This window comes from Prolixibacter sp. DSM 2831 (genome assembly GCF_056493735.1).
In genome coordinates, this window is sequence record NZ_CM151379.1 from 875,292 (window position 1) to 897,878 (window position 22,587).

16 protein-coding genes and 1 pseudogene are annotated in these 22,587 nt (G+C 43.5%); 1 reads left to right on the top strand and 16 read right to left on the bottom strand.

Annotated elements, in window-relative coordinates; genetic code table 11:
- Positions 1–16: 16 nt before the first annotated feature.
- The 9 genes from AC060N_RS03395 to AC060N_RS03435 form a co-directional block, all read right to left on the bottom strand.
- Positions 17–1,903, bottom strand: a complete 1,887-nt coding sequence (locus AC060N_RS03395; RefSeq protein WP_479525888.1) for a serine hydrolase — start codon at positions 1,901–1,903, stop codon at positions 17–19.
- A 244-nt stretch (positions 1,904–2,147) separates the two neighbouring features.
- On the bottom strand, positions 2,148–2,726 hold the full coding sequence (locus AC060N_RS03400; protein WP_479525889.1) for a hypothetical protein: 579 nt from the start codon (positions 2,724–2,726) through the stop codon (positions 2,148–2,150).
- Between the two features lie 20 nt (positions 2,727–2,746).
- A complete protein-coding gene (locus AC060N_RS03405) occupies positions 2,747–4,003 on the bottom strand; it encodes an alpha/beta hydrolase-fold protein (protein WP_479525890.1) in 1,257 nt (418 codons plus the stop codon).
- A 50-nt stretch (positions 4,004–4,053) separates the two neighbouring features.
- Positions 4,054–6,300 (bottom strand): CocE/NonD family hydrolase, encoded by a 2,247-nt coding sequence (locus AC060N_RS03410; RefSeq protein ID WP_479525891.1) that lies wholly within the window; start codon positions 6,298–6,300, stop codon positions 4,054–4,056.
- A 3-nt stretch (positions 6,301–6,303) separates the two neighbouring features.
- Positions 6,304–7,023, bottom strand: a complete 720-nt coding sequence (locus AC060N_RS03415) for a LytR/AlgR family response regulator transcription factor (protein WP_479525892.1) — start codon at positions 7,021–7,023, stop codon at positions 6,304–6,306.
- Positions 7,020–8,099, bottom strand: coding sequence for a sensor histidine kinase (locus tag AC060N_RS03420; RefSeq protein ID WP_479525893.1), 1,080 nt, complete (start codon positions 8,097–8,099; stop codon positions 7,020–7,022). Before AC060N_RS03420 ends, AC060N_RS03415 begins: the two co-directional genes overlap by 4 nt.
- A 420-nt stretch (positions 8,100–8,519) precedes the next feature.
- Entirely contained in the window at positions 8,520–10,295 is a 1,776-nt protein-coding gene (locus AC060N_RS03425; protein ID WP_479525894.1) for a serine hydrolase, read from the bottom strand.
- 49 nt (positions 10,296–10,344) lie between these two features.
- A complete protein-coding gene (locus tag AC060N_RS03430; RefSeq protein WP_479525895.1) occupies positions 10,345–11,271 on the bottom strand; it encodes a DUF6624 domain-containing protein in 927 nt (308 codons plus the stop codon).
- A 213-nt stretch (positions 11,272–11,484) separates the two neighbouring features.
- The gene (locus AC060N_RS03435) at positions 11,485–11,637 is read right to left on the bottom strand and encodes a hypothetical protein (RefSeq protein WP_479525896.1); all 153 of its coding nucleotides are present in this window, start codon (positions 11,635–11,637) and stop codon (positions 11,485–11,487) included.
- Positions 11,638–11,978: 341 nt separating this feature from the next.
- On the opposite strand from AC060N_RS03435, the pseudogene AC060N_RS03440 reads away from it, so the two are divergent.
- Positions 11,979–13,499 (top strand): annotated as a pseudogene (locus tag AC060N_RS03440) (IS1182 family transposase); the annotation flags it as partial.
- 226 nt (positions 13,500–13,725) lie between these two features.
- Here the strand turns inward: AC060N_RS03440 and AC060N_RS03445 are convergent.
- The 7 genes from AC060N_RS03445 to AC060N_RS03475 all read right to left on the bottom strand — a co-directional run bounded on the left by AC060N_RS03445 (position 13,726) and on the right by AC060N_RS03475 (position 22,562).
- Positions 13,726–15,789: a TonB-dependent receptor domain-containing protein gene (locus tag AC060N_RS03445; RefSeq protein WP_479525897.1), complete on the bottom strand. Its 2,064-nt coding sequence runs from the start codon at positions 15,787–15,789 to the stop codon at positions 13,726–13,728.
- 201 nt (positions 15,790–15,990) lie between these two features.
- A complete protein-coding gene (gene gnd / locus AC060N_RS03450; RefSeq protein ID WP_479525898.1) occupies positions 15,991–17,445 on the bottom strand; it encodes a decarboxylating NADP(+)-dependent phosphogluconate dehydrogenase in 1,455 nt (484 codons plus the stop codon).
- 38 nt (positions 17,446–17,483) lie between these two features.
- Complete coding sequence (gene pdxB / locus AC060N_RS03455; RefSeq protein WP_479525899.1) at positions 17,484–18,608, bottom strand: 4-phosphoerythronate dehydrogenase PdxB; 1,125 nt, start codon at positions 18,606–18,608, stop codon at positions 17,484–17,486.
- Positions 18,609–18,661: 53 nt separating this feature from the next.
- Positions 18,662–19,651: a Gfo/Idh/MocA family protein gene (locus AC060N_RS03460; RefSeq protein ID WP_479525900.1), complete on the bottom strand. Its 990-nt coding sequence runs from the start codon at positions 19,649–19,651 to the stop codon at positions 18,662–18,664.
- A 26-nt stretch (positions 19,652–19,677) separates the two neighbouring features.
- Positions 19,678–20,964: a nickel-dependent putative hexonate epimerase gene (locus AC060N_RS03465; RefSeq protein ID WP_479525901.1), complete on the bottom strand. Its 1,287-nt coding sequence runs from the start codon at positions 20,962–20,964 to the stop codon at positions 19,678–19,680.
- A 70-nt stretch (positions 20,965–21,034) separates the two neighbouring features.
- Positions 21,035–21,409, bottom strand: coding sequence for a four helix bundle protein (locus AC060N_RS03470; RefSeq protein ID WP_479525902.1), 375 nt, complete (start codon positions 21,407–21,409; stop codon positions 21,035–21,037).
- Positions 21,410–21,482: 73 nt separating this feature from the next.
- Entirely contained in the window at positions 21,483–22,562 is a 1,080-nt protein-coding gene (locus tag AC060N_RS03475; RefSeq protein WP_479525903.1) for a sugar kinase, read from the bottom strand.
- Between the last annotated feature and the right edge of the window lie 25 nt (positions 22,563–22,587).

The following is a 22,587-nucleotide window of genomic DNA, read 5'->3' on the forward strand; positions in this document are numbered from 1 at the left end:
AATAAAAAGGGAGTTTCTATTTAAAACCTGTTGCAAATTCATAAAACATTTCCGGCCACGACATTGATGCGGGAGTGAAACCATATTCAAAGCCCAGTCTGATGATGGTGAGCTTCTTCTGTGGACAGATATAAACATATTCGCCCTTGTTTCCCATTCCAAAAAAGTCATTGGCATTTTCCTGTCTGTCACGAAATTTACCCCACCACAGATAGTTGTAATACGTATTATTTTCCATAAGGTAATCATAATATCCTTCAGGTCTTTCTTGTGGTTGTGTTGCTTTTTGCATCCAGCTTTCAGGTATTACTTGTCTACCATTGCACTTACCTTTATTCAAAAAAAGCAAAGCGAATCGTGCATAATCGTGAGCATGGCAGTTGATACCGCTTTCCATTTTCTCAAAACCATGTTCATCAAGGCTCCAGCTGGCATTGCTTCCTCCCATTTTTTTCCATAGTCTTTCTTCTGCATATTTAGAAACCGACTTACCAGTCGTTCGTTCCAGTATCATACCCAGTAAAAGCGGGTTATAGTTATTGTAAAGCCAGTGTTTACCGGGTTGGTCCGAGATTCTGACATGTTCTAAGACCGCACTTCGTAAATCCGGAGATTGATAAGTAAACTCATCATCGGAAGGAAATCCATCGTGAGAATAGGCAAGTCCTGAACTCATACTTAACAAATCCTTGATGGTAATTTTTGAAAAACAGGTATCTTTCTCCATCAACTCAGGCAGATACTTGGTTATTTTATCATCTTCGCTTTTAATCAACCCATCTGAAATAGCCAATCCTACGAGTGTGCTGACAAATGATTTGGCAACCGAAAATGAGGTAAATATGGAATCTTTGTTAAAGCCATTAAAATATTTTTCATATAGAATGGTGTCATTTCGCAATACAATAAATGCTGTGGTCTGCGATCTTTCCAACAGGGTTTCGAAATCGTCATTTGTTTTTAAGTTCTTGAAATACGAGGTATTTTCAAACATCCGCTCGACCCTTTCAGGTTGCAGTTGGTAATGAAGCATCCTGGGATGTTCAGCCCCGTTAATATCCCTCTTCTTAAACAGTAAATAATCCATTACAGAAGCATCTCCTCCCTGGCACCTGCCCAACAAGGTGGTAACATCAATTTTCGATTTTTTATAGGCTAATCTGTCTTCAATATTTACACCTGACAAATTTGGGGGGTGTGTTTGATTGATTCCATGCAGAACGATGGTTTGAAACTTACCTATATCCTTGGTGGCCGGCCATTGAACCATTCGGTTGTTTTGTTTATCATTCCTGATAATTTGTATGGCCATTGTCACACTGTCCTTGTTCCATCTTACGGGCAGGTTCTCCAATGGAATTTTCATTTCAACCGTGTATCCATCTGGATTTATTTTAACGGCAGAAGTCCATTTTGTAGAAAAAGAAAATGACAAATCCCTTGTAGGCGGGTTTAAAGAACCATCCAATTCATTGCCGGCAGCATCGGCAAGAAAGGTATAGGCATTGATTCCATCATGATACGTATCGACACAAAAGGCAACCCAATCATTGCTCAACATGAATTGGTTGTCCTTGTCCAGACGTTTTGTATTCAATTCAGAAGTGCTGTTTACCTTGCATCTAAAGCCGGCATAAAGATTATCTGCATCATAGGCAAACCAGGCCTCTGTGTTATTGTATGGGCCATTTTCATCGTACAATTGGTTGGTAAACGGTGCTTTTTGCCAGACGGATTCGTTTAGTATGCCGTCAATATTTATTGTACTGTTTGTTTTATGCGGCGTTATTTTTGTGTTTAAATTTTGCGCATGAGCGAATAGTGTAATACCTAGTAAAAACAGGGTGAAGTATATTTTTTTACTAAAGTGATGCTTTTGAGAGTCATTTGTTTGGAGTGCCATCTTCCTGTTTTTTTATTATTTGAAAGTATTCGCTAAACCGTAGCAAAGGGTACTACTCTGGTTTTGCTTCCTTTAATAATTCTGTTTTTCGTTGAAGCAAAAGTAACAGCAATGTTCTGCATAAAAGTTCGGGATTATAATTGCGAACCCAAAGGTCTGAGTTTATATTTTTGATGGAAGAAATGCAGAACGGAGAGTTTGAGAATAGTAGCCGGCTGTGTGGCACTTTTATGCATCGTTTTTACTACCGCGCTTTTGAATAACTAGTTAATTCATTTGTATAAACACCATAGCCATCATTATTGACATGCTTGATATATGTTTTCAAAGCGGGGGCATACCACCACGTATCAGACATTTTCCCTTTATAGCCTCTGGAATTTGTTACCATGCCTTTGTATTCTATTTTGTAAGCCATGAATCTCCCGGCTGCAACAGTTACTTCTTCATATGAAACTACTTCAGCGTCCTGACTGGTTTTTCCTTTGGTACCTTCGTTATTTTCCCATTCTGATTCATATTTCCATTTTTTTCCTACATATAAGGGCCAGTCGCGAAAGGGCGTGCTGCTCTGCTTTTGGTTTAAAGTTGTTGAAATTTGTACGGTGTCATTGCCATTCCAGAAGCCTAGTTCTCCGTGATAGTCGACTACTTCTTTAAAATCTTCACCTTGTGCACGAACTACGCCATCTACTGAGCGGCTCCATTTCCAGCTCCATTTTTCTCCGATTTTATAATCTTTTAATGTGGGTTTGTTCGTTGTTGAAGTGGTACAACCAGTGAATATTAAAATTGCTGTCAACAGGAATAATACTTTTCTCATCCTAGTGATATTTTAATCGTTTATTTTTTCGCTTTGAGTCTTTCGATTTTTTCTTTATAGGACTCATCTCCACTTAATTCAAAAGCCTTATTCTCATATTTAATTGCATGAGCAAAGTCGCCTTGTTTTTCATAGTATTCGGCCATAGAATCATAAGCATTTGCACTTTGAGGATAATACTCGATTTCAAGTTCAAAATACATTTTCGCTTTTTCAGGATGTTGCATATCCCTATTCATATAACCTAACATATTCAAAAGTTCTTCCGGATAAGGTGGTACAGAATATCCAAAATGTTTTTTGAGCTTCTGTTCTCTGTGCGTTGTTATGCTCAAAAGCTCTTCTTTTGGCGTGTCAAATGAATTTATTTTATCCGTATGCTCCATTTGATACCATTTAAAAAGTGAAATTAAACCGTCCTTAATAGATGGAAAAGGAATGGTACCATGTATATCTCCGGGGTAAAATTTCCAATCAAAAGTCAATTCGTCTTTAGCATTTTGTTTTACCAATCTTGAAAAGGCAATATTCGAACGGGCGAACAAAGTGAAATCTGTTGTATCCTTCATTACATTGTCTATCGTTATTTGTGAGTTCTGCATGTCCAGTTGCCCGCTTAATGACATAAACAGAGCTTTGTTTTTATAACGATGAGTTGCAAGTATTCCGCGTGCCTCTTTCAACAGCTTCTGGTTATCCCAGTCAAGGCTTGGGTCTATGGCTATGTAATTAGAAAATACATCCGGATGTTTAATCAGCATGTATATCGTAAACAAACCTCCATACGAATGGCCAATTAATGTTCTGTAGTTGGTAACAGGATATTTGTTTTCAACATAGGGTATGAGTTCGTTTTCTATAAACTTATAGAAATTAGCAGCCTCTCCATTTTTTTCTTTAAATGGCATACCGTATTTGGTTGTTATTTTGGATGTCGTTAAATCTCTTGTCCTGTTTTTATGATTGGAAATTCCTACAATTACCATTTCAGGGGTATAGCCTCCACTATAATAACTTTGTACATCACAAACTGTTGGAAGGAAAACTTCACCATCTAAAACATAAACCACTGGGTATTTTTTCTTCTTATCAGGACTGTAGTCGGCAGGTAGTTGCACATAAATCTTTCTTGTCTCGTTTAGTATTTTAGAATGGAGACTATCCAAAACACCTACTTTTTGTAAAAAATGTTGCTTTTGATTTGCCTGTGCGTTTACAAATTGTTGAAAGAAAACAATGAGACCAATTGTCAATACTATTTTTAATCCTTTAGTCATTTTATCGTTTTTAATTATTATTTACATTTTTAATTGAGGGTAATAGGTTGTTATTCTTCACTCCATATCGGAATGTTTATTTTGCTGTCGGAACTAATTTTTAATAATAAGGGCTCTTGGGCGTCTTCAATCGATTCAGTGCTGACATCCTTACCTGTTCCGTAATTAATTTGGGCATATGGGTTTTTATTCCCGTTGACAATCACAACCAACCGACTTCCTTTTGACATCTTTTTACTGACAATCCGCGTGTTGTCAAAAGTGATGGTTGTCTCTTTATTGGGAGTCAGGAGCTCCCTTACCTCCCTGCTTTTGGCATAACTAGCCCTACCGATATAATAGCTCAGGTGAAAATATTTCCCTTCAGGAGTTAACTCATACAGAGTTACCGAGTAGTCAAAATCTTTTTTATTGCTTTCTATGGTTAATACTCCCGTAAAAGAACCATTAATGATTTTTTCCTTTTGGAACGGTTTACTGATAAAAACAAGACCATCATTTAAATTGATACTATCTGCTACAATAGGCCAGGGATAATAGTCCGCATTGTTCTGTTTTGTTCTGTCAGCTAAATCGACCGCCAGTTTTAGATATTCTTTTTTAGGTCTCTTGCTTAGCAAGGTGTAATGACCGTTTGATTGATGATTTCCCAGGTAAAAAGTATCCGTGTCATTACTCATGGCTGCAACTGACGGCTTATGCATCCATTTGTTGGCACCCATCACTTCAAAGTTCACCTTGTCTTTTAAGATAGCCGGCTTTTTCTTTCCCTTTAAGATGTAATCGAACCAGTCGAAGATCAGTTGATTCTGAATATCTATCTGCGCTGCTTTATCCAGCTGATAGCCGCGCAGATAGGAACCGGGCGTTGTTTGTGCTCCCCAATGATCCCAGGGGCCAATCACCAGATAGTCCTCTGCATTGGGGTTGTATTTTAAATGCTGGTTATAGTAATACATGGCACCCCGTTGCCCGTCATCATAATAACCAGTGATAGTCAGTATTGGAATATGAATATGGGCAAATTCATCTTTATAGGGAATCATGCTTTGCCAGTAACTATCATAGCTGGGGTGGCTGATCCACTCGTGAAATAAATGGTTGGGCGTTCCATCAATGGAATCCATTTTGTTATAAGGTGCACCCAATTGAAACCATTTGTTTTGAAGGTTATTCCACCTTTGAAAATCGGTATGATACAAATATCTATTTTCTGTAACATAGGAGATCCACTTGTAGGAAAAGTTGTAGAAGATATTATTCTCCATGGGTACGTCAATTCCCGGAGCAGCCGAAACACAAGGCACAATTGTTTTTAAAGCCGGAGGTACGCTGTCTTTCATGGATGCCCACTGAGCAAAACCATTGTAACTACCTCCGAACATTCCCACTTTACCATTATTCCAGGGCTGCTTACTAATCCAGTCAATCACGGCATAAACATCATTGTGTTCATGCCTGTAAGGCTCAATAGAGTCATTGCTCAGGCCCTTCCCCCTGGAAGTAGCCAAAACCCCGACATAACCTTTCGATGCCGGTAATATGGCTTGATTAATATTTGTTGAATCAGCATAAATAGTAAAAGTCAGGATGGCGGGAAGGGGGCCGGTTCCTCTTTTGCGAACAACCGTAACGGAAATCTGAGCGCTGTCGATGGGGGAAACGATCAACTTTTGTTCGATATAATATCTTCTGTTTTGTTCTCTTTTTATTTCCCCGAATACAATAGCCTCTGTACTATGAAACACGTGATAAAGGAAATAGGACCGCAACAGCGTTAAAGCTTCCTCCGGAGTAATTTCTGGCCCTGAAGCTTTGGCGTAGTTCTCCTTAAACCGGTTCGTGAAATAAGCCACCTGATCACTCGTCGTCAATACGATATTGACAGAAGAAAGCTGCTCATCACTACAGTTTTGCAAATAATCAGACAATACCTTTCGGTAAGCGGTTTCAAAAGGGATTTGCTTCTCTGATTGCTCCATTTTTGCCTTGGCAAATAGCTCATATGGAATCTTATCGGGGTGACTGTTTTGAACGGAAACACCTTTTCTGGTAGATTGAATGGTTTTGATGGCGCGATCATACATCCCCGCGAGGATTTCTATCTGGTAAAGGTCGTTTGGTTCGATTTTCAGGCCTTTGAGCTGGCTTTGCTGCAAATAATCTTTTGCCAGATTTTGCATTTCCGTAGCCAAAGATGCCGTGTCGGACAATGCTGCCTTTTCAAATTTTATGGACTGGCCCTTCAGCGTTATGCTAACGGTTACTAAAATCAACAGTATCAGTAGATTTTTCATCTTTTATAAACTATTCCAGTTTTTGAATCGGGCAGATTGACGACTGGATACCTCCAGCGTTTCTCCGGTAGTCAACTCAATATTCAATTTTTGTTTGAAGCCGGGAGTTATTCTTTCTATATATTCCGTATTCACAATCTGGCTACGATTAATCCTAAAGAATACATTCGGGTCCAGCTTTTCCTCGATCAGGTTGAGCGAACGCTTAATCATGGCCGTATCATTCCCAAAAAAGAAGCGCGCATAGTTATCCATCGACTGGATAAGCCGAATGTCTTTTAAGGGAACGAAATAACACTGCTCACCATCTTTTATGAATATCTTATAGTGCATCGGCAAAGGATTTTTTCTGGCCTCCATTTTTGAGAACTCTGCCTGAATCTTTTCAATGGTGACAGCAAACCGCTCGTCTCTCAATGGCTTAACCAAATAATCCAACGCATTCACTTCAAATGCCTTCACAGCGTATTGATCGTATGCCGTTGTGAATACTACTTTTGGAACTACCGCAAGCTCTTCCAGCAAATCGAATCCTGATTTTTCAGGCATATGAATGTCCAGGAATATCAGGTCCGGATGTTCTTTTTCTATTAAAGTGACGGCGTCATAAACATTGGATGCTTCCCCAACGACAATGTATTCAGGGTAATTTGACAGGGCTCTTTTCACTTCTTCCCTTGCCAGTCGTTCATCATCTATTATGATTGTCCTGTAGGTATTCATTTTTTTCGGATTGGTATGATTAAAGTAGCCCTCACACGGTCATTATCTATATTTTTCAATTCGAAACTGGCGCCTCCATCGTAATGCAGTTGCAATCTTTTAGTCAGGTTTTTAATTCCGATGCCTGCTTCCGAATTGTTGCCGGCAATTTGACCGGAATTCTGAACGACGATTTCAATGGTTTCTGTTGTTTTCTTTATGGATAGCTTAATGTCACCTCCACTAATTCGTTTATCAATACCGTGCTTTATACTGTTCTCTACCAGAAGCTGAATACTTAATGGAAGAATCAGGTAGTTTTCCAGTCCACTATCCATTTCTATTGACACGTTTAAACGCTCCTCGAACCGAATCTTTTCAAGATCGACAAAATCTTTTACCAATTCGAGCTCTTCTTTAATCGTGATAAACGGAGCGTCTTTTTCATACAATGAGGTGCGCAAAATATCGGAAAGCAAATCCACTGCTCTTCTGGCAATCTTCGGATTTTCAATGATCAGTGATTTTATGGAATTGAGGGAATTAAATAAGAAATGAGGATTGAGTTGTGTTGCCAGGTTATCGAGTTGTGCCTGTTTGGCAATGACCAAAAGCTCCGTATTTTGTTCGGCTGTTTCCAGTTTATTTTGATGGTAGTGATATAGATGATACGCCAGAATCCAGATAGCCATTAAGCGTAGACCTGTTATAAAAACAGGATTCCAATAACTTAAAGAATACCACAGGGTGTAATCTTTGTTTTCTACAAAAACCCAGTAAAGGTGCCATTTGAGATCTGCAAGCTCCATGTAGGCAACGGAAAATAGAATTATCGAAGGAATAACCCTGGCGACTAAACTGCCAAGACTAAGTGCACTCCATTTATATTTTTTGGCGATGTATCTGTAGAGGTGGGTGAGTAAGACACCAATGGCAATATCAAGCACATAATTGAGGAATGTGAAGAATACTCCATAATTGTCCCTGGTATATACGGTATAAGCCCAATATAAGGAGACTGTTCCCCAGCCTAAAAGCTGTAATTTCCAGTAGAGGCTGATGCTCTTGTTGTCTGATATGTGTTTTGCCCCATTCATTGATGAAGTAAAGGAAACGTGATTTAATCAATTAAAAAAGACAAAGTACATGAGCGTGAATTATCGGGGGCGAATCCTCTCATAGGTTCAGGTTGTCGATTACTCATAGCGTTTAGGAGAATGCCCAACCGAATAAAGCGCAAAAAGCTCAAATAAATCGAGGTGTCAGGTTTATTCGGATGAGATGCCATACCAAATTATCATAATGCACAACTAGAGTGTATCAACATCGTTGTTTTACACGCAGATTGGGATGTGCTTCATTTCCAAGGTAATCATTTCGGCCCAAATTACATATCCGGCTTCTTTGAGAACCACGTTTTATCTCAAAAACAGACTCCAGTGAATCAACCGGTGACATCCGGATTAGTTCATTGGAGTCTATTTAATTGGTCGTCGTTTTCTTTGACAGATAGTCTATCAAGGTGTCTCGTTTTTCTTTTTCCCTACAATCTTCTGACCACCTTTGTATATAATGAATGAATCTATGCTGCCACTGTCATTTTCTATAAACTCTATTTGAGCATCAATTACTTTAGGAAAGAATTTGGTTTCTGATTCTGGGTAAATTTGAAATTTCTGTCGCCCTGTGGCTTGTGTCATTAATTTTCCATCCTCTAAAGTCACATTGATATTGAATCCAGGTTGTATTTCGTAAACACCAATGAATCGCTTCAATATTTCCGGACTCAGGTGTATTTCATTATGTAATGGAATAGGTTTATCCGTTTTTATTCCCTTCGTTTTATTTATTCGATTGGAGAAGCTTGCTTCAACCTGGTTTCCTCTTTCCTGAAATTGAATTTCAGACAAACTATTTTCGAAGAAAAAAGTATTTCCCTTAATTGGATATAGTCTTTTTCTACTACTTCCGGTTCTTTGACTGTACAAATTATTATTATGTAGCGTTATAATTCTGGTTGTGCTGTCTTCAAAATCATATACTCCAACCAGTTTTTTAAGATATTCATTGTCAACTGATATTACATCTTTCTGGGTGGGATATGGTTTATTAATGGCAAGTGCTGCCATCCTGGTTGAAACCTGCCCGGGATCATGACAATCACAATTTGAAAAGACTGCAACAAATACATCTTCATTTGGAAGATAGATTGAGTTGGTAACATAGCCGAAAATCCCACCGCTATGCTCAATAGTTGGACTTCCATTAATATCATTCAGGCCCCACCCGTAGCCGTAATTTATTTTCTCCCCGTTGTTTAATTGATAGTTTGTAAACGCTAAATCTATTGATTCCTTTTTTACCAGTTTGTTGGAGCGAATTGCCCGGTTCCAAATAAAGAGATCTTCGACAGTTGACATCAGGGCGCCAGCAGCATACGGTTGTGTAAAGCTCAGGTAGTCGGCATTCTTATAGTCTCCCCGTTTTTGGTACCCATAAGCTCTGTTTTTAATGATTTTGGAATGACTGCCGTAGAAAGTATGACGCATTCCAAGTGGTTCGAAAATATTTGATTTGACAAATTGTTCATAGGTTTGCCCTGATGCCTTTTCAATAATGTAACCAAGAATAAAATAGGCTGAGTTGTTATATCTCCATTCTTCCCCCGGAGCAAAATCCATGGGCTCATTCTTGAAAAAATTAATGAATTCTTTTGGTGTAAAGTCTTTTCGCCAAACTGAAAACCAGTTCTTCATAGATGTATAGCTTTTTATTCCGGAGGTGTGCGTCAATAAGTGATGAATACTAATGTGGTAACCATGAGTAGGGTAGTCCTTGATGAATTTGGTTATATCATCATCCAAATTTAGTTTTCCCTGTTCCATCAACATTAATATGGAAACAGCGGTAAACTGTTTTGTTATTGACCCGATTTCATACACCATGTCGGGCTCCGTTTTAACACCTAATTCCAGATTGGCCATCCCAAAGGACTTGAGATAGATGACTTTCCCATTGATTGCTACTAATGCCGTTGTTCCAGGCGCGGATGGTGGGAACTCCTTTTCAAGCATTTCATCAAACTGTTTTTCGAGTTTTTGAGCATGAACTGTAGTTGACAATCCAAAGAGAAGGATAAGTATGTATAGTGTTTTTTTTAGGTAGTTCATTGTTTTTTTATTGTTTGCGGATAAGCAGGTCATTTTAATTACACTCCAAATTACATATCTGGCTTCTTTGAGGGCACCAGGTTTTGTCACAAAAACAGGCTCCAATGAATCAGCCGGTAACATTTGGCGTAGTCCATTGGAGTCTGGTTAATTGGTCGTAGTTTTCTTCTGTCTACTCCTTTTCAGCAACCGGCCAATCGATATTAAACCGTGCCTTTAGGTAGGGTTTCAAAGGACCTAATCCAATTTCGGCTCTGCGCTTGTCCACATTTTCAGGTTCCTTAATGGGATAAGGTACCCGTACCATCTGGTCGAATCTGACTTGCGTTCCATATAACTGTTCCTTGCCTTCCTCTACCAGCAACCGGTCGCGCATTTTGGCATATCGAAGCGGTTGTGCTTCTCCATTTTTGAAGGCCTTTTCCAGCATCGGAAAGTATTTAGCCCTGAGTTCATGACTGGCATGATTGATGATCAATGCTGCTCCTGCCGCGGCATACTCTGTTACCTCCGACGTTGTTGGCCAGCCATATTGGCTCAGTAGTTCCGGTAGTCGCTCCTCGTTTTCCTTTTTGTTTTTTTCTTCCATCGCGAGAACAGGAAAGATGGCCGGCGTACTAAAATATCCTCCATTCTTGATGTATTTCCTTCTTTCAATATTTCCCGCATACATCATCCCCTGGTCTTTGATGATCATCCGGAACAATTCCCGGGCAAATGGTTTGTTTTTGATGGGGCCATGTTTTGCTTCATACTTTTCAAATTGAGCATCTTCCACTTTTTTCCACCTCGGATCATCGATGATGCTTAGAAAGTCGGGGTTGTATAATGGTTCCAGCGTGGAGTCGTTTTGAAGTGCGATGTTCAGGAAATAGAAAGTGGTGTCTCTCATTTGGGAAGTCCATAGAAGTGCAGTGGTGGAAGCAATTTTATACGACACTTCAGCAGAAGGATGCTGTACCATGGTTTCGCCGTATTTCATTAAAGCGGGCATTAAAAGCCCTTCTCTCTTCAAGCTGTCTGCTGTGCTTGTGTTGTTTTGTCCAAATGCTGCCTGTAAAAGGAACAGCGTTAACGAAAGTGTGATTAGTTTTTTCATTGTCAATTGTATTTACGTTTTGCGACAATGATAGAGTGTTTGGGTAGTTGAAAAATTAAAAATCGCCGAATTGCAGGTTTAGCTGTGGATTCGACAATTTTACGACATGGAGTATGTTTCAGCTGTTTAAATTTTGTTTTTTCCCGACTGCTTTGTGAGGTGCCGTTTTCATTACAGAAACAACACACAACGAATCACCCGGAGGCATTCAGCTTATTCCATTGGCATGTGAAGATGTGTCATCAGGTATTCATCCCATCCCGTTTGCGTCTGGCGAGGCACTTTTCCCCACTTAGATGACTTCACCGGCGTCTGACGAAGCACTTTCAGTAACTTAGATGGCTTCACCGGCATCTGACGGAGCACTCTGAATGATTAAGAGTCGTTCACCAGATCCTGTTGTGACACTTTGAATGACTGGGATTGACTCAACAGATGGTGACGAAGCACCCTCAGTGACCGGGAGCACTTCTTTACGCGCTGATGAAATACTTCTCAAAACTCAGGGACTTCATTTGAATCTGATTTGGTCCCTGTTGGAATTCCAGTGCATCATCCGGAGCTGGTGAAGTGCTTCCCGAAACTGAGGAAGTTCAACTGACGATGGTTGAAACTCTATGTGTGGGCTGTAAGAGGCTGTCCAAAAAGTAAAATTGGACAGCCTTTGTTTTTGTTGTCGCTTTAAGGTTTGTATCTTAAAGGTGCTAATGACAACACGATCAAACGTACGATTTAAAAGTGTTACTTCCCAACAGTCCGTACTGTTTCCGGGTAACCTAAGCGATAAAATAGCGGCTAATCACCCGGTTCGTCTGGTTAATCAGGTTGTTGACCAGTTAAACATAGACGATATTTTATCGACGTATAAAGGCGGCGGAACAAGTTCGTATCATCCTCGGGTAATGATTAAGATACTGTTTTACAGTTATCTGAACAATATCTATTCCTGCCGGAAAATAGAACGGCAACTTCAGGAAAATATCCATTACATGTGGCTTTCGGGTGAAGCAACGCCTAATTTTAGGACCATTAATAACTTCCGCAGTCAGAAATTAAAAAATAAAATCCATCAGTTGTTTGCCTCCATGGTTCGGTTAATGAACGAAATGGGGTACGTTAGCCTTGATGTACAATACATCGACGGGACCAAAATCGAAGCAACCTCGAATCGCTACACTTTTGTTTGGCGTGGCTCAGTTGAAAAATACAAGGAGAAGCTTGAAGCCAAAATCGAGAAAGTACTAAAAGAGATTGAGGAAAGCATTGAAGTGGACTCTGCTGCTCCTGATGAAGATTCTCTGCCACAGACGATTGATTCCGAACTGTTGCAACAGAAGATTCGCCAGATAAATGAGCAACTCTCAAAACTAAACAGGAAACAGCAAAAACAGTTGAAACAATTGGAATCGGATGCCTTACCGAAGCTGAAAAAATACAAACAGCAACTGGAAACCCTGGGCCAAAGAAACAGCTACTCAAAAACGGATACCGATGCCACCTTCATGCGCATGAAAGAGGATCATATGAAAAACGGGCAGTTAAAGCCTGCTTACAATACTCAGATCAGCACGGAGAACCAGTTTATTACCCATTTTTCACTTCATCAGCGCGCCGGCGATACCAGCACTCTGATACCACACCTTGACCATTTTGAATCACTTTACAACAGGCGATCGTCCACGGTGGTTGCCGACTCAGGCTATGGCAGCGAAGAGAACTACCAACATCTGGAAAATCAGGGCATAAAAGCCTTTGTCAAGTACAACTACTTTCATAAAGAACAAAAAAGAAGTCAAAGGAATAATGCTTTTTTGCCAGCAAACCTGTATTACAATCAGCAAAAGGATTTTTATGTCTGCCCCATGGGACAACGCATGAACAGGGTGAGTAACAACAAGCGCAAAACACAGTTGGGATATCAATACCAGGTGAGTATCTACCAGGCACAAAATTGCACGGGATGCCCGCTTCGGGGGCTGTGCTATAAAGCCAGGGGGAACCGAAAGCTCGAAATCAACCACAATCTAACCCGATTACGCCGGTTGGCAAGAGAAAGGTTAACCAGTGAAGAAGGCCTTTACCACCGCAGCATGCGCCCCATCGAACCGGAAGCGGTGTTTGGGCAGCTGAAATCAAACAACAAATTTAACCGGTTTACCCTCAAAGGATTATCCAAGGTGGAAGTAGAGTTTGGGTTAATGGCCATTGGACACAACTTGAGGAAGTTAGTGGCCCTAACTGTGTCCAAACATCCGAAAAATTCCGTTCCTTATACAATTATTTTCGTTTTTGAAGCAATATCCTGCACAAAAGCAGACTTACAACAATGCCTACCAAAAATCAGGAAAATGTTCGGAACAATCAGGTTAGCTGCTTAAAAAATGAGGCCGCCCTTTTTGGACAGCCTCTTTAATCAGTATTGGTAAAATCTTACAATTGTAGCGGATTAATCCTTTATAGGGTGACCCGGAGCCCGATATGAAAGCTTCTTCCCGGTTCGTAGTAAAGACTTCCGGTTTCGGCACCGCTATTTTTGTAGGCCCGGCTCAGGTGCTCCACATAGTTTACATTGAAAATATTGGTCACGGAAGCGTTGATGCTGACCGCTTTTAACGGACTGTACGAGAAATCCCAGTCGAAAACCGAAAATCCGGGCGTCGTACTTTCAGCGAAGGTATTGGAAACCCGGTTCTGGTCGGCAGCAAACCGGCCGTGGATACGTGTTTGCACTTTTTTGTTTTCGAAGGCAATGAAACTGTTCACCGTGAACGGAGGTATTTCCGGAAGCGGCTCATTAAGCGTACTGTTCTGAGCATACGTATAGGCAGCTGAAAGCGAATAGGTAAAATTGTTCAGAAATTTTACTTCGGCCCCGGCTTCGAAACCGGTCATAAAAGCCTTATCGATATTGGTAAACACTTTCGTCCCGTAAGGCGGGTTGCAGGCCATAAACTTCTTGTGAATGGACGTGTCAAGCTTAGCACTAATGTAATTGGTCAGGTACGAATAAAAAACATCTCCGTACACCTTCAGGTTATCTGTGTTGTATTCGAGACGCACATCGCTTTGGTGGTTGGTTTCCGCCTTCAGGTTCGGATTGCCAAGGTATTCGTAGGCATCGGTTCCAATGCTGAGGTGGTTGATGAACACTTCGCTCAAATCGGGTGCCCGCTGCGCAATGGCAATGGCCCACTGCAGGCTCCAGTCACGGTTGATGTACCAGTTAAGCCGGCTGCTGACCGAAGGAAGTATTTTGGCTTCGGGCTGAATGTCGTTGTTGTATTGCACTTTGAAATCGTCGGCCGGATCGTTGATTTGGTAGGAAGTCCTGTCGGCACGTAAGCCGGTCGTCCATGAAACTTTTTTGCTGACTTCAAAACGGTTTTCTGCAAACAGACCGATATTGTCCCTTTTGCTGTCTTGCCAGATTTTATCGATGACATTCATTGGGGATGGCAGTGTGACTCCGGTACACGGATTGATGATCACCTTGCGGTTCCGGTTGCCTTGCTTGGCAATTTCTTTGAAGTCGGCCCCGGCGTAGAGCGTATTCCTGCTTCCGGTCGCCAGCTTTAATTCGGTTCTTCCGCCGTACACCTGTGCCTTAAGCGGCGATACGGCTTCCACCATTTTCCAGGAAGGGCGCCTCCGGGTCGACATCTGGTGGTCAACCAACGACGTATACAGTTTTACTTTGATGTTTTTAACAACGTTCGACACATCGGACAGGGCATAATCCAGCGAGCCGATGGTGCTTTTGTCGAAATCGGCGTCCATGGGCAAACCGGCATACAGCACATCACTGGCTTTGCCTTGCCGGAAGGTTAGTTGCAGCCGTTGTTTGGCGCTGAAGTTCCAGCCTGCCTTCAAGGTATAGTCCCATCGGCTAAACGACGAAGGGATCACGGTTCCGTTGCCGCTTTTGTAGTTTCCGTAGTCTTTGTACCCGGCATTCAGCAGGAAGTCGAACTTTTTCCCTGCATAGAGCGAATTGATATTTCCGTAGTAATTGTTGCCGTTCGACTGGTACCCAAGGTCGATTTTTGTATCAACCGGCTTATTGGGACGGTATACCGGTCGCTTGCTGACAATGTTTATCAGTCCCCCGAATGACTGGTATCTCATGTCGTAAGGTCCTTTTACTATTTCTATTTTCTCGATATCCTCGGGAGAGATTTGCGAAATCGCCGGGTCCATACGGTTAGGGCAGGCGTTCGCCGACTTCACACCGCCATCGAATTGCACATTCAGCTGGCTGTATTTGAAGCCCCGGAGAACCGGGTCCATCCCGTAATTTCCTTTTTTGATTATTCCAAATCCACTTTGGTTTCTGAAAATCGCGCCAACGTCATGGGGACTTTCAATCTGGATGGATTTTAAGTCGATATCGGTTCCCTTCAGGTTTTGCTGGGAGACGACGAGGACTTCTTCAATGGCAATGGTGTCAGGTTGGGTTTGAGCCTGGGTAGTTGCAATACCGATAAGCAGAAGTACTGCAACCAGGTACATTTTTTTCATAAGAATGACTGATGAATAATATTAGTTGAAAAATCAGGGTAACTTTGATGCCCTTTTAATGTTATTGGGAGGTAAAAAGTTCAAGGGGGGCGGGAAATTTATGATATTTGAAACCAATCTACTTTCTCTCATCTAATATCTTTCAAAAAAAATCCCGGAAAGAAAGCTCTTCCCGGGATGGACTTATCTGAAAATTGTTCGTTACACGTTGTAAGTCGATGAGGCGGTATCTCCACCGTGGCCGGTCCAGTTGGTATGGAAAAACTCGCCACGCGGTTTGTCAACCCGTTCGTATGTATGCGCTCCGAAGTAGTCGCGCTGTGCCTGCAGCAGGTTGGCGGGCAAACGCTCGCTGCGGAAACCGTCGAAATAGTTCAGGGCAGTGGTCATTGCAGGAGCCGGTACGCCGTTCATCACAGCGGTAGCTACCACACGACGCCATCCTTCCTGGGCGGCTTCAATTTTTCCTTTAAAGAAATCGTCAAGTAGAAGGTTCTCCAAATCGCCGTTCTTGTCGTAGGCTTTCTTGATATCACCGAGGAACTTCGAACGGATGATACATCCGCCACGCCACATCAGGGCAATGCCTCCGTAGTTGAGGTTCCAGTTGTGTTCATTGGCGGCCTCGCGCATTAGGTCATAACCCTGTGCGTAGGAGATGATTTTGGCTCCGTACAGCGCATCTTTCAAATCTTTCAGGAACTGCTCGCGGTCGCCTTCAAAGCTGGCTTTCGGTCCGCTCAGCGCTTTCGATGCGGTGACACGCAAATCTTTTTGCGCCGAAAGACAGCGGGCAAATACCGCTTCGCCAATCAATGTCAATGGAATGCCCAAATCGAGCGCTGAAATACCGGTCCATTTTCCGGTACCTTTTTGACCAGCGGTGTCGAGGATTTTTTCTACCAACGGGTCACCTTCTTCATCGCGGTAGCCGAGAATATCGCGGGTAATTTCGATGAGGTAGCTATCCAGGTCACCCTTGTTCCACTCAGCAAATACGTCGTGCATTTCGTCGTAATTCATACCGAGCAGGTCTTTCATGATCTGGTAGGCTTCGGTGATGATCTGCATGTCACCGTACTCGATACCGTTGTGTACCATTTTCACAAAGTGACCGGCACCGTTTTCACCGACCCAGTCGCAGCAGGGAGTTCCGTCTTCTACTTTGGCAGCGATGGACTGGAAAATATCTTTGACAAACGGCCATGCCTCCGGAGTTCCACCCGGCATCATTGACGGGCCATGCAGGGCGCCTTCTTCACCACCCGAAACACCGGTTCCGATGTAGCGAAGTCCTTTGCTTTCGACGTATTCGGTGCGACGCATGGTATCGGGGAAGTGTGAGTTTCCACCATCGATGATGATGTCGCCTTCCTCGAGGTGAGGGATAATTTTTTCGATGAGATCATCCACCGGTTGTCCGGCTTTCACTAGCATCATCACTTTGCGTGGACGTTCCAGGTTGGCCGTCAATTCTTCGATGGTGTGGCAGCCAATGAAATTTTTCCCGGCGCCGCGGCCGTTGATGAATTTATCTACTTTTTCGGTTGTACGGTTATATACAGCAACAGTAAAACCTTTGCTTTCCATGTTGAGCACGAGGTTCTCGCCCATTACTGCGAGGCCGATGAGGCCAATGTCTGCTTTTTCTTTCATGTGTTTTTATATTTTGAATACGATTAAAGTGCTTTTATTTATGTCGTTTTAAAACCGAACGTATTAAGTTGTTTCATTGTTTCCGGCGAACTGTTAAGAAGCGTTATCTGGTACACCGGGAATTCGCGACGGACCGGATAGTCGCCCCGTTGTTTCTCGAAGCTTTCCGGCGAAAGCCGTAACCGTTCATCATCCTCGCGAATGTCGTAAGTTTCCAGAACTGCTTTCTTCAAAACTTCTTCAGTGTTTTTTTCTATTTCGTTTATGGTGATTTCGGTCGATGCCGGAAGTTCCACATTCTGGCAGGTCCAGTTGTCGATGCCCAGTCCGAAAAACCGACTGATGGCCTGTACACTCATGGCAGTTCCATTGGCTTTCCCGTCTTTGGAATAGCCGGCGATGTGCGGGGTCGCAATGTCGACCATTGCCAGCAATTCGCGATCGATATCGGGCTCGTTTTCCCAGCAATCAATCACGGCACCGGCAATCCGATTGGTTTTCAACGCGTTTTTCAGCGCGCCGGTTTCGACCACTTCGCCGCGGCACGAGTTGATGACGAATGGGTCTTTTCCCGCTTTCGCGAAAAAGGTGTCATCGGCCAGGTGAAAGGTTTTGTCCTCACCGGTCATGTTCAGCGGAACATGCAGCGTGATGATATCACTTTGCTCCAGAATTTCGTCCAGTGAAACAAAGTCGCCTTTTCCTTCAGCCCGTTCGCGGGGAGGATCGTTCAGCAGGACCTTCATGCCGTAAGCCTCGGCAATGCGGGCCACTTTCGAACCTACGTTTCCTACACCGACAATGCCGATGGTTTTTCCGCTAAGCGAAAAGTTGTGTTTTTGGCTAAGAACTGCCAATGTGGAAGCAATGTATTGTTCCACGGAACCCGAGTTGCAACCCGGAGCATTGGTCCATTCAATGCCAGCCTCGCGGCAGTATTCGGTATCGATGTGGTCGAAACCGATGGTTGCCGTGGCAATAAATTTTACATTGGAGCCTTCCAGCAAATCCCGGTTGCATTTGGTGCGTGTCCGGGTGATGAGGGCATCGGCACCTTTTACTACTTCCGGAGTTGTTTTGCTTCCCGGTAGGTAAACTACATCGGCAAACGGTTCCAGTGCCCCTTTGATGTAGGGTATTTTGTCGTCAATAATAATTCTCATCGTTGCCTCACTTTCGTGTGAATAACAGGTTAATCGGGTTACGGGTTCGCTGGTTATTTTCCGGAATAAAAGTTACTGACCATTTCGTCCATTACTCGGCTGGTGCGTGCAGCGCTTTGGCCGTTCGACGGTGATTTTCCGCTACCGCGAAGCTCGTCGACGATAGTTTGCAGCAAATTTTGCTGAACGTGATCAGGGGCGGGGAAGGGAAATTCCTGTTTTCCGGATGCCGTCTCGAGAATAACCGGTGTAAATTCAAAGGTTGACAGCCGGATGTTTCCGGTACTGCCGATAATTTCGATTTCATCGAGATTCTTTTGCTCCGAAGTCGTGAAACACCAGGTTCCGGTTCCGGCTACGCCCGTTTCATGCAACCAGTTTCCCAATACCATATCTTCAGCAGGGTATGCTCCGGCTTGGTTGAAGGCTTGTCCACGCACATCGCGGATGGGACCAAACCAGTCGTCGAGAATATCAAGCTGATGAGCTGCTAAATCGAAGAACAGTCCGCCTCCGGCTTTTTCGGGAATCACCCGCCAGGGTAACCCATTGCTGTATTCGTCCTTGTTAAACGTACGGTAAAAGCGGATATTAACCAACCGTACATCGCCGATAGCTTTGGCGGCCAGCAATTCTTTCACTTTCAGAAATCCGGGTAACCGTCGACGATAATACGCTACAAACAGTGGCATGCCAGTTTCCTTCGAAACACGGTTCATCTCATCACATTCCTGGTGATTGAGTGCCATCGGTTTTTCCACGTAAACCGGTTTGCCGGCTTTCATGGCCTGGATAGCATATTTAGCATGCGTTTCGGGCGGAGTTGCCACATAAACGGCATTCACTTCCGGGTCGTTAATGAGTTGGTCCGCATCGCTGTACCATTTGGGCACATTATGTCGCTTCGCATAATCTTCCGCTTTTTCAGCCGAACGGCGCATCACCGCTACCAAACTCGAGTGCTCAATCTTTTGTAATGCCGGGCCGCTTTTAACTTCAGTTACTTTTCCGCAGCCAATGATTCCCCACCTAACTTCTTCCATGAATATTTTTGATTGGCAATTTGTAATTAATCCTTGAACCGGTCTTTGTATGCCCACAGGCCCAGTGCCGGGTTCGAGATATAAAAAATTTCTTCGCCGCCGGGTAATTGGTTCCATCCGTCTTTTAACTGATGCGGATCGTATACCTGCAGCATTTCATCCAAATCTTTGTACTGGAATCCAACACTTTCAATCTCTTCGCGGCTCAGATTTTCCTTGTTGTTTCCCGGGCAGTAGGTAATGGTGAAACGACCTTCCGAACTACCGTGAATGAGGTGTGCTGCGGCACTGAGGTTCTTTCGTAGCTCAGAGTTTTTCTCCACCATTTCCAGGGTGTGTGGAGTGCCGTGATAACCGTATTTCCGGATCAGTTTATCAATTTCCGGGTCTTCGCCGAATTCCTTCAGGGCTGGAGCCAGAACGACTAACTCGGCATCGTCGGCCAGCGCCATCCGGGTACGGTAAACCGCTTTATTGCCGAGCCAGGTGGATTTGAACTCAGAAGGATCGAGGTAAACAACCGCTTTTTTAATGGGTTTGTCGAGCATCTCAAAATTAACCTTCACCGAAAGGGCCGCTGCTTTGTCGAATACTTCAAAATCGTCTCCGATGAACAGGCCGCGAACCTTCAGTTTCCCATCTTTCGCCGCTTCCACAACCGTGAGCACATAAACGATGGGTAATTCTGCCGCGACCTTTTCGCTGGCGTAGTTGAACATCCGGCGGACGGGTGTATCGGCGCGCCCCATCATTTTTTCCATGCCGTAAACAGCTCCGAGGAAATGGCTCTTGTTGATTCCTTCTGCTCCTCCGGTTCCCACAAAGATGTTTTTGTTGTAGTTGGCCATGCCAACCACTTCGTGCGGGACAACCTGCCCGATGGAGAGAATCAAATCGTGGCCTCCGTCGCGCAGCAGTTTGTTCACCTGGACGGGCCAGGAGTACTCGAGCGCTCCTTTGGATACTTCCTTGATGTACTCACCGGGAACTTCCCCTAACGTGACGACATCGTTCCGCCAGTCATGTTCACGAAATAAATCAATTGGAACCTGGCCAAACATGTGGTGAATCTGTTTTTCTGTCATGGGACTATGCGTTCCCAAAGCTGGTAATATATCGGTCAGTTTTTCGCCGTAGTATTGCCAGGCATATTCAGTTAACTCGCCTGCATGCGACGGATAACGCGTGTAATCCGGAGGGATGGCCAGTACTTTGCTGACGTCCCCCAGTTTATCGAGAGCCATGAACAGTCCCTCTTGCAGGTCGACTGCACTCAACTCTTGTTCCGGCGATCCTGTTTCGTAGTAGATCATGTTTCTTAAAATTAAGGCTCAGGAAAAGGCAAAGGCGCAGAAAGACAGCCTTTGTCTCGACCTGAGAAAATTATTTTTCAAGGGAGTAGATCAAAGCATTAATTTCTTCGATTGTTTCCTTGTAACGTTTTATCAAATCTTCTGACATTTCAGAATTCAGATATTGCTGAGATTCGGCTACCAGAATTTGACTCATCGATTCGTAGGCACTTCCTCTGGCAATTTTGTAAAAACGGGTTTTGTCTTTCGGTTCATAACGACCATAACCTTCGGCCAAATTGTGAACAACCGAATTCTCGGCCCGTCTTAAATCATCTGTCAAAGCAAATCGCTCATCTGCCGGAAAACGCTTGATTATTTGGTAAACTTGGACCAGCAAGGCAAAGGCTTTCTGCCACACGGGCATATCTCTGAAATCGTTGTATTTCCTGTCTCTATAGCTCATCTCATATTTCGTAAAATCGATTTGCCATAATTCTTTTCTTTAGCCTTTGCCTTCGCCTGTGCCTTTTTTTATCTTATCTCTTAACTCTTGCATTTCCTTCCCAGATGCTCCAAACCATCTCTTCGTCGGCAGGCTGAGCGTAGTCTGTCAGGAACGTAGTTGCCAGCGCGCCGGTTGCCCAGCCAAACTGCGGCCATTTTTCAGCTTCCCAACCTTTCAGGATACCATATAAAAGACCGCCAACAAAACCATCACCACCGCCGATGCGGTCGAGTACGTTGATTTTACGGGGCTCGATGACTTGCCATTCAGCACCGGCGAGCATGACAGCTCCCCACAGGTGCTCGTTGGTACTGACCACTTGCCGTAATGTTGTGGCAAATACCGACGCATTGGGGAATGATTTCTTCACGTTTGTGATGAGGCCTTTGAAACCTTCAATCTCGGCTTCGATGCCTTTCCCTCCGGCTTCCGGACCTTTAATACCAAAACACAGTTGAAAATCTTCTTCATTCCCGATAAGGATATCGGCAACTGATGCTATTTCGGTAAAGTTCTTACGCAACTCTTCGGCGCGGCCTTTCCAGAATGAAGCACGGTAGTTCAAATCGAAGGAGATGCGAGTGCCATGCTTTTTTGCGGCGCGAGCAATCTCGAGACAAAACGTACTGGTTTCAGGCGAAAGGGCTGCTATCAGTCCCGATAGGTGTACGATTTGGACGCCTTCTTTACCGAAAATACGTTCCAAATCAAAATCTTTTACGTTGAGGGTCCGGCCTACTTCACCGGCACGGTCGTTTTGAACGCGTGGTCCGCGAGAACCGAAACCGCTGTCGGCAATATTGAACTGGTGACGGTAACCCCATGGATCGCCTTGCGGAACTTCAGGGCCTTCGTAATCCATGTGGCGGCTCTTCAGATTGCTTTTGATGAATTTCGCCACCGGACTTCCCTTCACGAAAGTGGTCAGCACTTTGACCGGCATTCCGAGATAGGAGGCAATGCTCGCCACGTTGGTTTCGGCACTGGTTGCCTGCATTTCGAAGAGGTTGCTGCTATGTACCGGTTGTCCGTTCACCGGCGTAATGCGCACGCCCATGCTGGTGGGTACCAACAGTGAATATTGACAATTTTGTTTGAGTTGAAGATCCATTTTACTATTTCTTTTTTTACTGATT